The 12,866-nt window shown below is 72.4% G+C and carries 12 protein-coding genes and 1 pseudogene; 12 read left to right on the top strand and 1 reads right to left on the bottom strand.

All coding sequences use genetic code 11. The features are described 5' to 3' along the window. Positions 1 to 5 precede the first annotated feature (5 nt). From MARPU_RS09775 to MARPU_RS18210, 11 genes and pseudogenes are all read left to right on the top strand, one after another. Positions 6 to 254 carry a hypothetical protein gene (locus tag MARPU_RS09775; protein WP_005224209.1) on the top strand — a complete coding sequence of 83 codons (249 nt, stop codon included), beginning with the start codon at positions 6 to 8 and terminating at the stop codon, positions 252 to 254. Positions 255 to 360: 106 nt separating this feature from the next. After that, a complete protein-coding gene (locus tag MARPU_RS09770) occupies positions 361 to 1,344 on the top strand; it encodes an SPFH domain-containing protein (RefSeq protein ID WP_005224208.1) in 984 nt (327 codons plus the stop codon). A 13-nt stretch (positions 1,345 to 1,357) separates the two neighbouring features. Further along, entirely contained in the window at positions 1,358 to 2,242 is an 885-nt protein-coding gene (locus MARPU_RS09765; protein ID WP_005224207.1) for an SPFH domain-containing protein, read from the top strand. A 130-nt stretch (positions 2,243 to 2,372) separates the two neighbouring features. Further along, positions 2,373 to 3,038 (top strand): HAD family hydrolase, encoded by a 666-nt coding sequence (locus MARPU_RS09760; protein WP_005224206.1) that lies wholly within the window; start codon positions 2,373 to 2,375, stop codon positions 3,036 to 3,038. Then, positions 3,025 to 4,011, top strand: coding sequence for an AAA family ATPase (locus MARPU_RS09755; RefSeq protein WP_005224205.1), 987 nt, complete (start codon positions 3,025 to 3,027; stop codon positions 4,009 to 4,011). Before MARPU_RS09760 ends, MARPU_RS09755 begins: the two co-directional genes overlap by 14 nt. Continuing rightward, positions 4,004 to 4,921, top strand: a complete 918-nt coding sequence (locus tag MARPU_RS09750) for a DUF58 domain-containing protein (protein WP_005224204.1) — start codon at positions 4,004 to 4,006, stop codon at positions 4,919 to 4,921. Before MARPU_RS09755 ends, MARPU_RS09750 begins: the two co-directional genes overlap by 8 nt. Then, positions 4,918 to 5,406, top strand: coding sequence for a DUF4381 domain-containing protein (locus MARPU_RS09745; RefSeq protein WP_025275259.1), 489 nt, complete (start codon positions 4,918 to 4,920; stop codon positions 5,404 to 5,406). Before MARPU_RS09750 ends, MARPU_RS09745 begins: the two co-directional genes overlap by 4 nt. After that, positions 5,403 to 6,392 (top strand): VWA domain-containing protein, encoded by a 990-nt coding sequence (locus MARPU_RS09740; RefSeq protein WP_005224979.1) that lies wholly within the window; start codon positions 5,403 to 5,405, stop codon positions 6,390 to 6,392. The genes MARPU_RS09745 and MARPU_RS09740 overlap by 4 nt, the downstream gene beginning before the upstream one ends. Next, on the top strand, positions 6,385 to 8,268 hold the full coding sequence (locus MARPU_RS09735; protein WP_005224978.1) for a VWA domain-containing protein: 1,884 nt from the start codon (positions 6,385 to 6,387) through the stop codon (positions 8,266 to 8,268). Before MARPU_RS09740 ends, MARPU_RS09735 begins: the two co-directional genes overlap by 8 nt. Continuing rightward, positions 8,265 to 8,612, top strand: a pseudogene (locus tag MARPU_RS18215) (BatD family protein); the annotation flags it as partial. The gene MARPU_RS09735 and the pseudogene MARPU_RS18215, both read left to right, overlap by 4 nt. A gap of 1,048 nt (positions 8,613 to 9,660) precedes the next feature. Then, positions 9,661 to 10,005, top strand: coding sequence for a BatD family protein (locus tag MARPU_RS18210; RefSeq protein ID WP_456085370.1), 345 nt, complete (start codon positions 9,661 to 9,663; stop codon positions 10,003 to 10,005). Between the two features lie 4 nt (positions 10,006 to 10,009). Here the strand turns inward: MARPU_RS18210 and folK are convergent, their stop codons facing one another. Then, positions 10,010 to 10,531, bottom strand: coding sequence for a 2-amino-4-hydroxy-6-hydroxymethyldihydropteridine diphosphokinase (gene folK, locus MARPU_RS09725; RefSeq protein WP_005224976.1), 522 nt, complete (start codon positions 10,529 to 10,531; stop codon positions 10,010 to 10,012). Between the two features lie 187 nt (positions 10,532 to 10,718). Here folK and MARPU_RS09720 point away from each other — a divergent pair, with 187 nt between their 5' ends. Beyond that, a complete protein-coding gene (locus MARPU_RS09720) occupies positions 10,719 to 12,728 on the top strand; it encodes a methyl-accepting chemotaxis protein (protein ID WP_232229457.1) in 2,010 nt (669 codons plus the stop codon). Positions 12,729 to 12,866: the final 138 nt, after the last annotated feature.

Below are 12,866 nucleotides of genomic sequence, written 5' to 3'. Positions count from 1 at the left end.
GATCGATGCCGTTCTCCAGTGCCGAGCGCGCCCTGCTGCTCGGCGGCCATCAGATCGGGCCGCGGGTGATCGCACGGCTCGAACAGCTCGGCGTCGAGGATCTCGACACCCTCGCCGAGCAGCAGATCGAGCCCCTGGTCGGGCTGATCGCCGACATGCTCCACGCCCCCTGCTGGCGCGCCAGCCCGCATGCCCGCACCGCCATCGGCAACGCCATCGCCATCGCGCGCGCCGCGCGTGAGCGCGCGCGCTGATGCGCGGCCCTTCTTCCCGTCTCCGCCCGTGCCCCGCCTCCGTCGGCGGGGCGCGTCCCCTAGGTGGCGCGGACGCGCCGCCCTCCGCTAGAGAGGTCAAGCTGCCATGTATCTGACGGCATTCATGCTCGGCGTGCTGGCGTTCGTGGTGTTCAAGGTGTTCGTGCGCGCCTTCTACACCGTGAGCCCGGACGAGCGCGCGCTGATCACCAGCTTCGGTCGCGTCGAGCGACTCGGCGAACTGATGGTCGAGGATCCGGCGCTCGACGCCGAGGAACAACAACGCTACCGCTTCCCGCAGGTGCGGGTGATCGGCCCCGGTGGTCCCTATTTCAAGTGGCCGTGGCAGGAGGTGCACAAGGTCAGCGTGGTCACCCAGGCCGTCGACCTGACCTGGGACCCGACCAAGAAGCAGGTGATGGTCGAGGCGGTCACCAAGGACAACCTCACCACCGGGGTCGGCGGTCAGATCCGTTTCCGCATCGCCGAATCCAACCTCTATGCCTACTGCTTCGGCGTCGACAGCCCGCTCGAACACGTCATGGGCTATTTCATCTCGGTGCTGCGCGAGCGTATCGCCAACTTCGTCGATCCCAAGGGCGAGGGGCTGGTCGGTGAGGGCGAGCTGGCGCAGGGCGAGGCCGCCGCCGAACTCTCCGAGGGCGTCTCGATCAACGACCTGCGCAAGAACCTGCCGCTGCTCAACGACTACATGGAGCAGCAGTGCCGCTCGACCGGGGCGCGCTACGGCATCGAGCTGGATGCCGCACTGATCACCCAGATCGACCCGCCGAGCGAGGTCGACCGTGCACTCTCGGCGATCAACTCCACCCGCAACCAGGTCGCCGCCGACATCTCCACGGCACGCGCCGACGCCGAGCAGCAGATCACCATGAGCAAGCGCGCGGTGGAGATCGCGCGCAACAACGCCCAGGCCGAGGTCGCGCCGCTGCGCGAGCTGGCCGAGACGCTGTCGCGGATCAAGTCGAGCGGCGGCGCCGAGGCGCTGCGCGCCTATATCCGCAACCTGCGCGTGCCGCTGTTCGAGCGCGCCTCGCGCATCGTCCGTACCACCGCGCTCGAGCGCTGAGGGGAGAGACGTCATGGATAGTCTGATCGGTTCCACCATCGCCTTCGTCATCGGCCTCATCTACATCCCGGTGCTGCTCGCCATCGCCCGCAGCCTCGGGCTCTATGCCGTGGTGCGCGAGCGCGAGGCCCAGGTCTTCACCCTGTTCGGCAAGGTCATCGGTACCCTCGACGAGCCCGGGCTGCGCTTCCCGCTCGCCCACTTCGGGCTGCGCGCGCTGCTGCTGCCCTTCTTCGGCAAGCGCTACAAGGTCTCCACCGCGCTGCGCCAGCACTATCTGCGCGACCAGATGGTCAACTCCGAGGAGGGCACGCCGATGGGTGTGGGGCTGTGGTACGAGATGCAGGTGAGCGATCCCATCGCCTATCTGTTCAACAATGCCAACCCCGAGGGTTCGCTGCAGGCCAATGTCGCCAGCGCCGCCGTCTCCACCCTGAGCAATCTGGAGATGGACAAGATGCTCGAGGACCGTCACCAGCTCAGCCGTCGGGTGCGCGCCGAGGTCTCGCCGCTCTCCGAGCGTTGGGGCTACCGGCTCGGCTCGGTCTACATCCGCAAGGTCGCCTTCACCGACCGGCAGATGGTCGACAACATCACCGACAAGGTGGTCAAGCGGTTGATCCAGGTCACCAGCGCGATGAAGCAGGACGGCGAGAACCGCGTCGGCCTGATCCAGAGCCAGACCGCCTACAAGGTCTCGCAACAGATGGCCGAGGCCGCCGCCACCCGCCCGGCGATCGTCGGCGAGGCGCTCAACGCCATCGCCGAGCGCGACCCCGAGGTGCTCGACGCCGTGCTCGAGGTGATGGAGACCGAGCAGCTGCTCGCCTCCGGAGCCGTGGTCGAGGTGCTGCCGCGCGACTCTGAGGTCCTGGTGCAGCTCGGCGCCACCCTGTAGTAGCCTGTCGTGCGCGGCGTCGACGAGGCGCCGCGCGCTGCCGCGCCGTGTGGTTCCATCCCCATGGATATGGTCATGTCGGCTCGGTCAGTCTCGTTCGATCTCGACCCCTATGGATTATCTATCCCCTATGTTCGATTGTCTCTGTTTCGACTTCGACGGCACCCTGGTCGACAGCACCGAGGCGGCGCTCGACGCCTTCACCCGGGTCGGCCCGGCGTTCGGCTGCGCCGCGCTCGACCGCGCCGCCGCCGAGCGGTTGCGCGGGCTGCACGCGCGCGAGATCGTGCAGACGCTGGGTATTCCGTCGTACCGGGTGCCGAGCTTCGCGGCGCGGATGCGCCGCGAGATGCGCGCCGGTCTGCTCGCCACCCCGCCGGTCCCCGGCTGGACCGAGACCCTCGAGGCGCTGGCCGCGCGCGGGGTGCGACTCGGCGTGCTCTCCTCCAACGCCAGCGACAGCCTGGAGACCTATCTCGCGCGCTATCCGCTGCCCCATCTCGACTTCGTCATCGGTGGCGCGGCGCTGTTCGGCAAGGCGCGCGCGCTGCGTCGGCTTGCCGCGCGCGAGCGGCTGCGCCCGGCGCGCATGCTCTATGTCGGCGACGAGCTGCGCGACCTGGAGGCGGCGCGCGCCGCCGGCACCGGCTTCGTCGCCGTCGGCTGGGGCTATACCGACCCGGCGCGGCTGCATGCGGCCGGTGCCGGGACGCCGCTGAGCAGCCCGCACGCGCTGCTCGACTGGATCGAGTCAGACGCTTTTGACGACGAGGGGGTGCGCCGTGTCGGCAGCTGATCCGGTGAGCGATCTACAGGCGGTCTTCGCCGCGCTGCGGGTGCGGCTCTCGGCGCGCATCCTCGGTCAGCGCGCCCTGGTCGAGCGGCTGCTGGTGGCGCTGCTCGCCGACGGCCATCTGCTCGTCGAGGGCCCGCCCGGGGTGGCCAAGACCAGCGCGGTCAAGGCCCTGGCCGAGGGGATCGAGGGCGACTTCCACCGCGTCCAGTTCACCCCCGACCTGTTGCCCGCCGACCTCACCGGCACCGAGATCTATCGTCCCCATGACGGCAGCTTCCGCTTCGATCGCGGGCCGCTGTTCCACAACCTGCTGCTCGCCGACGAGGTCAACCGCGCCCCGGCCAAGGTGCAGTCGGCGCTGCTCGAGGCGATGGGCGAGCGCCAGATCACCGTCGGGCGCGAGACCTATCGGCTGCCCGAACTGTTTCTGGTGATGGCCACCCAGAACCCGATCGAGCAGGAGGGCACCTATCCGCTGCCCGAGGCCCAGCTCGATCGCTTCCTGATGCAGGTGCGGGTCGACTACCCCGACCTCGACACCGAGCGCGCCATCCTCGCCCTCGACCGCGACCGGGCGCGCGACGGTGCCGGCGCGAGCGAGGGCGGCGCCGAGATCACCCAGGCCCAGGTGTTCGCGGCGCGGCGCGCCATCCTCGATCTCTATCTCGCCCCCGAGGTCGAGGACTATCTGCTCCACCTGGTGCTCGCCACCCGCGCCCCGGCCGACTACGACCCGGCGCTCGATGGCTGGTTGCGCTTCGGTGCCAGTCCGCGCGCCACCCTGGCGCTGGAGCGCTGCGCGCGCGCCCTGGCCTGGCTGGAGGGACGCGACTTCGTCTCCCCCGAGGACGTGCGCCGCCTCGCCCCCGACGTGCTCCGTCACCGTCTGCTGCTCGGCTACGAGGCCGAGGCCGAAGGGCGCACCGCCGACGACTTCATCGCGCTGCTGCTGGCGCGGGTGAGCTGTGCCTGAGACCAGCGCGCTTGCCGTCGGGGTCGCCGAGCTGGTCGGGCTGCGCGCCCGCGCCAGCGGGCTCGATCTCGCCCCGCGCGCGCGGGTGCTCGCCGCGCGGGGCGGGGCGCATCCGTCGCGGCTGCGCGGGCGCGGTATGGAGTTTGCCGAATCGCGCCCCTACCAGCCCGGCGACGAGCCGCGTCACATGGACTGGCGGGTCACCGCGCGCGCCGGTGAGGCGCACGTCAAGTGCTTTCGCGAGGAGCGCGAGCGCCCGGTGTGGCTCTGTGTCGATCAGCGCGCGACGATGCGTTTCGCCACCCGGGTGGCCTTCAAGTCGGTGATCGCCGCGCGCGTCGCCGCGCTGCTCGGCTGGGCGGCGCTGGCGCGGGGCGATCGCGTCGGCGGGCTGGTGTTCGACGACCACGCCATCCGGCTGCATCCGCCGGCGGCGCGTGGTCGCGGGCTGCTCGCGCTGTTCGAGTCGCTGGCCGCGCCCGCCGCCGTCTCGGCTGAGACGGCGATGACGCTGCAGACGGCGCTCGCACGGCTCGATCGGGTGGTCCGTCCCGGCGCGCTGGTGGTGTTGGTGAGCGATCTCGCCGGGCTCGGCGCGGGACGCGACCCCAGCCTGACCCGGCTGGGGCGCGGTGCCGAGCTGGTGTGGGTACAGATCGAGGATGTGCTCGAGTGCGAACCGCCGCCGCCCGGACGCTACCCGGTGCTCGCCGCCGGGCGCCGCGGCTGGCTCGACCTGCGCGGGTCGCGACGGCGCGCCGCCTGGGCCGAGGCGCGCGCCGCTGCGCGCGAGCAGATCGTCGAGCAGGCGCGCGCCCATCGCGCCCACCTGCTGCGTCTGCGCACCGATCAGGACCCGGCCGCGGCGCTGGCGCGCGGGCTCGGGCTGCGTCCGGGGTGGGGGCGATGACCCCGACGGATCCGCTTGCCGGGCTGCGCGACTGGCATGCACCGGCGCCGGTCGGCTGGTGGCCGCCGGCGCCGGGCTGGTGGCTGCTCGCCGCGCTCGGGCTGGCGCTGCTCGGTTGGGGCGTCTGGGCCTGGCGGCGCCACCGGCGGCGTGTCGCGCCCCGACGCGCGGCGCTCGCCGAGCTGGCGCGGCTGCGCGCCGGGTTCGCCGCCGACGGCGATGCGCGGGCGCTTGCCGCCGGGTGCTCGCGCCTGCTGCGTCGCCTGGCGCTGGTGCGTCATGGCCGGGCGCGGGTGGCCGGGCTCGCCGGCGCCGACTGGCTCGCCTTCCTCGATGCCGAGGGCGGCGCGGGGGCCTTCTCCAATGGGATCGGCTGGGCGCTGGTCGAACAGGCCTATCGACGGCCGGGCGACTCGGCGGTCGACGCCGAGGCGCTGCTCGAGCTGGTCGAGCGCTGGATCCGCGCCCAGGGGCGCGGGCGATGATCTCCCTGGCCTGGCCCTGGGCGCTGCTCGCGCTGCCCCTGCCGCTGCTCGCGCGGCGGTTGCCACCGGCGCGCCGGGCGCCGGGCGCGGCGCTGCGCCTGCCGCCGACGCTGCTGCCCGAGGGGTTGGCCGGCACGGCCAGTGGCGGCGCACGACCCTGGCGTTGGCTGGCGCTGCTCGCCTGGGTGCTGCTGGTGCTCGCCAGCGCACGCCCGCAGTGGGTCGGGGACCCGCTCGGGGTGCCGCGCAGCGGGCGCGACCTGATGCTCGCGGTCGACATCTCCGGCAGCATGGAAGAGCCCGACTATCTGCTCGCCGGGCGTCGGGTGTCGCGTCTGGCGGTGGTACAGCAATTGGCCGGCGACTTCGTGCGGCGGCGCGAGGGCGACCGGCTGGGGCTGATCCTGTTCGGCTCGCGCGCCTATCTGCAGACCCCGCTGACCTTCGACCGCGCCACGGTGGCGACCCTGCTCGCCGAGAGCGTGGTCGGGCTGGCCGGGCGGGAGACGGCGATCGGGGACGCGATCGCGCTGGCGGTGAAGCGGCTGCGCGAGGCGCCCGCAGGCGAGCGGGTGCTGATCCTGCTCACCGACGGCGAGAACACCGCCGGTCATATCGCCCCGCTGGAGGCCGCCGCGCTCGCCGCCGAGGCCGGGGTGCGGGTGCACGTGATCGGGATCGGCGGCGGCGCCGACGGTCGGCTCGGCGGGCTCGGGCTGCGCCTGCTGCGCCAGGGGCGCGGCTTCGACCCCGAGACCCTGGAGGCGATCGCCGCGCGCACCGGCGGGCGCTTTTTCTCCGCCGGGGCGAGCGAGGCGCTCGAGGCGGTCTATGACGAGATCGACCGCATCGAGCCCGAGGCGCGCGAGGCGCGCGCGCTGCGCCCGCGGGTGGAGCTGTATCCCTGGCCGGCGGGTGGCGCGCTGTTGCTGGCGCTGCTGATCGCGGCGGCGCGGCTGGGGGCGTGGAGGACGGAGGATGGCTGATTTCCATCTGTTGCGCCCCTGGTGGCTGTTGGCGCTGATTCCGCTGCTGGCGGTGTTGGTCGCGGCGGCGCGGACCCGGGGCGGGGCGGGGCGCTGGCGCGCGCTGGTCGATCCCGAGTTGCTCGAGGCGCTGCTCGTGCCCGGGCACGGCGCGACGCGGCGCTGGCCGCTGGCGCTCGCCGTGCTGGGCGGGGTGTTGCTGGTGCTCGCGCTCAGCGGGCCGACCTGGCAGCGCGTGCCGCAGCCGCTGCTCGAGAGCGGGGTGTCGCGGGTGCTGCTGCTCGATCTCTCGCCGAGCATGGGCGCGGCCGATCTCGCGCCCTCGCGGCTGGCGCGCGCACGCTTCGAGCTGCTCGACCTGCTGCGCGGCCAGCGCGACGGCGCGGTGGCGCTGATCGCCTTCGGCGCCGCGCCCTTCCTGGTCTCGCCGCTGACCACGGACGCGCGCACCATCGCCGCCCAGGTGCCGCTGCTCGAACCCGCTCTGTTGCCGGTCGAGGGTGCGCGTCGCACCGACCTGGCGCTGGCCGAGGCCGGCGCCCTGCTCGATCGCGCCGGGGCACGGCACGGCGAGGTGGTGCTGCTGACCGATGCGCTCGACGGTCCGGCCGCAGCGCTGGCCGCGGCGGGCGCGCTGCGCGCGGCCGGGCACCGGCTCTCGGTGCTGGCGCTGGGTCGCCCCGGCGGCACGCCGCTGCCGTTGGCCGAGGGCGGGCTGGCCACCGACGCCGAGGGCGCGGTGCGCCTCGCCCCCTTCACCCCGGAGGCGCTGCGCAGCCTCGCCCGGGTCGGCGGCGGGCGCTATCTGGAGGCGCGCGCCGATGGGCGTGACACCGAGCGCCTGCTCGCCCTCGGTGACCCGAGTCCGGGCGAGCACGAGCAACTGGTGGCGCGCTGGCGCGACCAGGGTCCTTGGTTGCTGCTCGCGCTGCTGCCGCTGGCGGCGCTGGCCTTCCGTCGCGGCTGGCTGTTGCTGGTGGTGGTGCTGGTCTGGCCCGTGCCACCGGCGCGCGCCGATGGCTGGGACTGGCTGTGGTGGCGTCCCGACCAGCAGGGTGCGCGGGCGCTCGCGGCGGGGGACGCCGCCGGCGCGGCCGAGCGTTTTCGCGATCCGGCCTGGCGCGCCACCGCGTTGCAGCGCGCCGGTGATCCGGCCGCGGCGCTGGCGGCGCTCGCCGGGGTGACGGGGGGCGAGGCCGAGTACAACCGGGGCAATGCGCTCGCCCGGCTCGGTCGGCTCGACGAGGCCGCCGCCGCCTATCGCCGGGTGCTCGAGAGCGACCCGGACCATGCCGATGCCCGTCACAACCTCGAACTGGTCGAGGCGGCGCGCGCGCAGACGCCGCCCGAGAACGCCGGTGGGCCCGGTGACGACGATGACACGGGGGACGACGGTTCGGCCGATGGCGAGCGATCCGGGGAGCCGTCGGACGAGCCGAGGGACGCGGCGGGCGCCGCGGAAGACGAGAGCGCACCCGACGCGCCCGGTGATGAGCCGCCCGCACCGCGCCCCGATGATTCGCCCTCGACCCGCGATGATGGAGCGGGCGACGATCCCGATCCCGATCCCGATCCCGATCCCGATCCCGATCCCGATCCCGATCCCGATCCCGATCCCGATCCCGATCCCGAGTCCGAGTCCGATCCCGATCCCGATCCCGATCCCGAGTCCGAGTCCGAGTCCGAGGCCGGCGGGACCGGGCGCGGGGCGGGGACCGAGGCGGCGGGCGCGCGCGAGGCCGCCGACGCCGATCCCGGCGACGAGCGCGCCCGCGCCCTCGATGCCCAGCTGCGGCGGGTGCCGGACGATCCCGGCGGGCTGCTGCGTGAACGCTTTCTGTTGCAACACCTGCGTCGGGAGGGACGTCTGCCGTGAGACCCTGGTCGCTTGTCCTGCTCATCCTCCTGCTCGTCGGCTGCTCGCTCGATGCCCTGGCGCAGTCGGCGCCGCTGCGGCTCGATCTCGAGCGTCAGCGCCTGGCGCTCAACGAGACCCTGGTGGTGCGGCTGATCGCCGAGGGCGGACTCAAGGGCGAGCCCGATCTGCGCCGGTTGGAGCAGGACTTCGAGGTGCTCGAGCGCAGCCATGCCGAGCAGATGCGGATCATCAACGGCACGATCTCGCGGCTGCGGGTGTGGACCCTGGTGCTCGCGCCGCGTCACCCCGGAGTGATCGAGATCGCCCCGATCGCGCTCGGCGCGGCGCGCACCGAGCCGCGTCGGGTGGAGGTGGTGGAGGCCGGGGCGCGGCGCGCTGCCGAGCCCGGCACGCCGCCCCTGGCCCGGGTCGAGGCCGAGGTCGAGACCGCCACCCCCTATGTACAGCAGGCGCTGGTTTATCGGGTGGCGATCCTGCTGCGCGAGCGTCCGCTGCAGGCGGCGCTCTCGGCGCCGGTGGCCGAGGGCGCGATCGTCGAGCCGCTGGGCGAGGACCGGAGTGCCCGCGCGGTGGTCGACGGCGTCGAGTACACCCGGGTCGAGCAGCGTTATCTGCTCATCCCCCAGCACAGCGGGGCATTGCGGGTCGAGGGGCCGCGGCTCGATGTCATCTTCGCCGCCGCGCCCCGTCCGGGGGCGCTCTATCGCGACTTCCCCAGCCTCTCGGGCTTCGGTGCCGGGGGCGGCGAGCGGCGGCTGGTCGAGCGCGCCGAGACCCTGACTCTGCAGGTGCGAGCGCGCCCGGACGCCGCCGCCGAGCCCTGGCTGCCGGCGAGCGCGGTGCGGCTGCGCGAGGACTGGGCCGAGACCCCGCCGCGCGCGGTGGTCGGCGAGCCGCTGACGCGGGTGCTGACGCTGGAGGCCGAGGGCGCGAGCGCCACCCAGCTCCCCGAACTGGTGCTGCCCGAGGTCGAGGGCGCGCAGCGCTATCCCGGTCGTCCGCGGGTCGAGGACGGGCTCGCCGTCGGCGAGGTGCGCGCCAGCGCGCGCCACGAGATCGCGCTGATCCCGACCCGCCCAGGTCCGCTGCACCTGCCCGAGGTGCATCTGGCCTGGTGGGACCTGGTCAACGACCGTCCGCGCGAGGCGGTGATCCCGGCGCGTACCCTGGAGGTCGCGCCGGCGCCCGGCACGGCGCTGCCCTCGCGCCCGGCCTCGGCGGCCGTTGCCGAGACGGTGGCGGGGGACGGACCGGTCGCGACCGATGAGGGTGGGCAGGGCGCGGCCGGGGCCGGGCCCTGGCCCTGGATCGCGTTGGTGCTGGGGCTGGGGTGGGCGGCGACGCTGATCTGGCTGTGGTGGCGCCGTCCGCGCCGGGGGCGAGGCGCCGGTGGCGGCGCCGCGCGCCTCGGTGGATCTCGGTGCGGCGCGGGCCAGGGTGGAGGCGGCCTGTCGCGCCAACGATCCGCGCGCCGCGCGCGCAGCGCTGCTCGATTGGGGGCGGGCGCGCTGGGGCGCGCGGGCGCCGGCCGGGCCGGTGGAGCTGGGGCGGCGACTCGGTCGCCCCGGACTGGGCGCGACCCTGGCCGCGCTCGAGCGTGCGCTCTATGCCCCGACGGGTGAGCCCTGGGACGGGGCGGGCTGCTGGGCGCGGCTTGCGCCGGCGCTGACCGACGCCTCGACCGAGACCGCGCGTGCCACGCCGCTCGCGCCGCTCTATCCCGGCGCGGGCTGAGGGCTCAGGCGGGTTCGGCGAGCCCGTCGGTCGCCGGCTGAGGGATCCGCTCGATGATCTGGCGGTAGCTCACCGCGTCGCGCAACGCCTGCAACGGGCCGAGCGTGGGGTGATGGGCCTCGGGGGCGATCTCGAGCAGCGGGATCAGCATGAAGTCACGCTGGTGCAGACCGGGGTGGGGGAGTGTCAGCTGCGGCAGCGTCAGCACCCGGTCGCCGTGCAGCAGCAGGTCGAGATCGATGGTGCGCGGGCCGTTGCGCAGGGTGCGCCGGCGCTCGAGCCGCTGTTCGATTGTCTGGGTGTGTTCGAGCAGGGTCTCGGGGGCGAGCGCGGTCTCGACCTCCACCACCAGGTTGAGAAATTCGGCCTGGTTCTCGATTCCCCAAGGTCGCGTGCGATACCAGGACGAACGGCGCTTGAGCCGCGTCTGCGGCATTGTCTGGAGCAGCTCCAGGCTGCATATGATGTTCTGGGTCGGCGCGATGTTCGACCCGATCGAGATGAATGCCTGTGTTTCCGGGGGCATGGTCCGCCTTCCTCTGTCGTGGCCCGAGACAAACGAGCATGGTAGCTCAGCGACCTGGTTCTGCGTCGCTGTTATGTCCGTGAAAACGGCTTCGGGCATGTCGCTATCTGTTTTCGTACACATAACACTCGACCTATATCAGTCGCTATTCCAGCGAGGGCCTGCTGTCATGCTGAACCGATTGACGATGATGCAAAAATTACTGGTCACCCTGATCCCGGTGACCATCGTGGTACTGCTCGGGGTGATCCTGTTCGTGCGCGATGTGGTGCGCGAGTCGGCCACCGAGCAGGCCGTCGCGCGCTCCCAGGAGATCGCGCGCGCGCAGGGCGTGGAGCTGGCCAGCTCGGTGCAGGCCGAACTCGAGGGGGTGAGTGCGCTGATGAGCGTGCTCCATGCCCGCGACGAGATCCCGGTGGCGGTGCGTCGCGATTACTTCAGTGGACTGCTCAAGACCTATCTGCGCGACCACGAGGAGCTGGTCGGCACCTGGATGGTGTGGGAGCCTGATGCCTTCGACGGTGAGGACGGCCGTTTCGCCGACGCCGAGGCGCACGATGCCACGGGTCGCTTCATCCCCTACTGGTATCGCGATGGCGAGACCATCGGCACCGAGATCCTCGAAGACTACGAGACCCGCGATTATTACCGCCTGGCCAAGCAGAGCGGCAAGACGGTGGTGCTCGATCCCTATATCTATCCGCTCGGCGGCGTTGATCAGCTGCTCACCTCCATCGCGGTGCCGATCCTCGAGCAGGGGCGGGTGACCGGCGTGGTCGGCGTCGATCTACTGATCTCGGACCTGCAGGCCCGGGTCGCCGAGATCCGTCCCTATGACGGCGTCACCGCGCTGTTCAGTCAGGCCGGCACCATCATCGCCCACCCCGACGAGCGTCGTCTCGGCAAGGATCTGCGCGAGACCGATACCGACGTGCTCGGTGAGGACATGGAGCGCTTCGTCGCCGCGCTCGAGCGTGGCGAACCTTTCGTCACCCAGCGTTGGAGCGACAGCCTCGATGGCGAGGCGCTGGTCATTTCCCAGCCGCTGGCGCTCGCCGGCACCGAGCAGCACTGGACCATCGCCATGGCGCTGCCGGTGGGCAAGGTGCTGGCGCACGTCAACGCCATGATCACCAAGGTGGTGCTGATCGGCCTGGTCGGGCTCGCGGTGATGAGTGTGCTGATCGTGCTGCTTAGCCGCAATCTGGTGCGACCGTTGCGCGGGGTGGTCGGTGCGCTCGAGGATATCGCCAGCGGCGATGGCGATCTCACCCAACGCCTGCCGGCCGACGGGCGCGACGAGGTGGCGCAGCTGGCGACCGCCTTCAACGCCTTCGTCACCCGCATCCACGATCTGGTCCGTCAGGTCAGTGGCGCCACCAGCCAGCTCGCCTCGGCCGCCGAGGAGCTGTCGGTGACCAGCGACGGGACGCGTGAACAGGTCCAGCATCAGCATGCCGAGACCGATCAGGTGGCCACCGCGATGAACGAGATGACTGCGACCGTCCAGGAGGTCGCGCGTCATGCCAACGATGCCGCCAAGGCCGCGCGCGAGGCCGATCGCGAGGCCAACGAGGGTGCCGACGTGGTACGCGAGACGATCGATGCCATCGGTCTGCTGGCCAACGAGGTCGAACAGGCCGCCGGGGTCATTCACCGCCTGGAGTCCGACAGCGACGAGATCGGCAAGGTGCTCGACGTGATCCGCGGTATCGCCGAGCAGACCAACCTGCTTGCGCTCAATGCCGCGATCGAGGCGGCGCGCGCCGGCGAGCAGGGACGCGGTTTTGCGGTGGTGGCCGACGAGGTGCGCAACCTCGCCAGTCGCACCCAGACCTCGACCAAGGAGATCCAGGCGATGATCGAGCGCCTGCAGGAGGGGGCCAACAGCGCCGTCGGTGCCATGGAACAGGGTCGCGCGCGCTCGACCGAGACGGTCGATCAGGCCACCCGTGCCGGTCAGTCGCTGACCACCATTGCCGGGGCGATCGCGCAGATCAACGACATGAACACCCAGATCGCCAGTGCCGCCGAGGAGCAGAGTGCGGTGGCCGAGGAGATCGATCGCAACGTCGCCAACATCGCCCAGTCGGTCGACACCACCTCGCAGACCTCGGGTCAGATCGCCGCCTCCAGCGACGAGCTGGCCAAGCTCGCCGCCGAGCTGCAGGAGATGGTCGGCCAGTTCAAGGTTTGAGCCAGGGCGCGGGACGGAGGCTCTCGCCGTCTCGCGCGCAGTTCGCCGACTGGCACCCGGCGATGGGGCGGCGTACCATCGCGCCAGTGCCGTGAACCGGTTGGGGAACGGCAAGGGTGTTCGGGTGTGTGTGGTAGG

The sequence above is a fragment of the Marichromatium purpuratum 984 genome (assembly GCF_000224005.2).
In the GTDB taxonomy this organism is placed as follows: domain Bacteria; phylum Pseudomonadota; class Gammaproteobacteria; order Chromatiales; family Chromatiaceae; genus Marichromatium; species Marichromatium purpuratum.
This window is presented reverse-complemented; position numbering and strand designations above follow the sequence as displayed.

Bases quoted from the DNA above. Each gene is read 5' to 3' on its own strand.
- MARPU_RS09775 (WP_005224209.1), top strand. From the start codon at position 6: ATGCCGTTCTCCAGTGCCGAGCGCGCCCTGCTGCTCGGCGGCCATCAG.
- MARPU_RS09770 (WP_005224208.1), top strand. From the start codon at position 361: ATGTATCTGACGGCATTCATGCTCGGCGTGCTGGCGTTCGTGGTGTTC.
- MARPU_RS09765 (WP_005224207.1), top strand. From the start codon at position 1,358: ATGGATAGTCTGATCGGTTCCACCATCGCCTTCGTCATCGGCCTCATC.
- MARPU_RS09760 (WP_005224206.1), top strand. From the start codon at position 2,373: ATGTTCGATTGTCTCTGTTTCGACTTCGACGGCACCCTGGTCGACAGC.
- MARPU_RS09745 (WP_025275259.1), top strand. From the start codon at position 4,918: ATGACCCCGACGGATCCGCTTGCCGGGCTGCGCGACTGGCATGCACCG.
- MARPU_RS09740 (WP_005224979.1), top strand. From the start codon at position 5,403: ATGATCTCCCTGGCCTGGCCCTGGGCGCTGCTCGCGCTGCCCCTGCCG.
- MARPU_RS09735 (WP_005224978.1), top strand. From the start codon at position 6,385: ATGGCTGATTTCCATCTGTTGCGCCCCTGGTGGCTGTTGGCGCTGATT.
- folK (WP_005224976.1), bottom strand. From the start codon at position 10,531: ATGCCCCCGGAAACACAGGCATTCATCTCGATCGGGTCGAACATCGCG.
- MARPU_RS09720 (WP_232229457.1), top strand. From the start codon at position 10,719: ATGATGCAAAAATTACTGGTCACCCTGATCCCGGTGACCATCGTGGTA.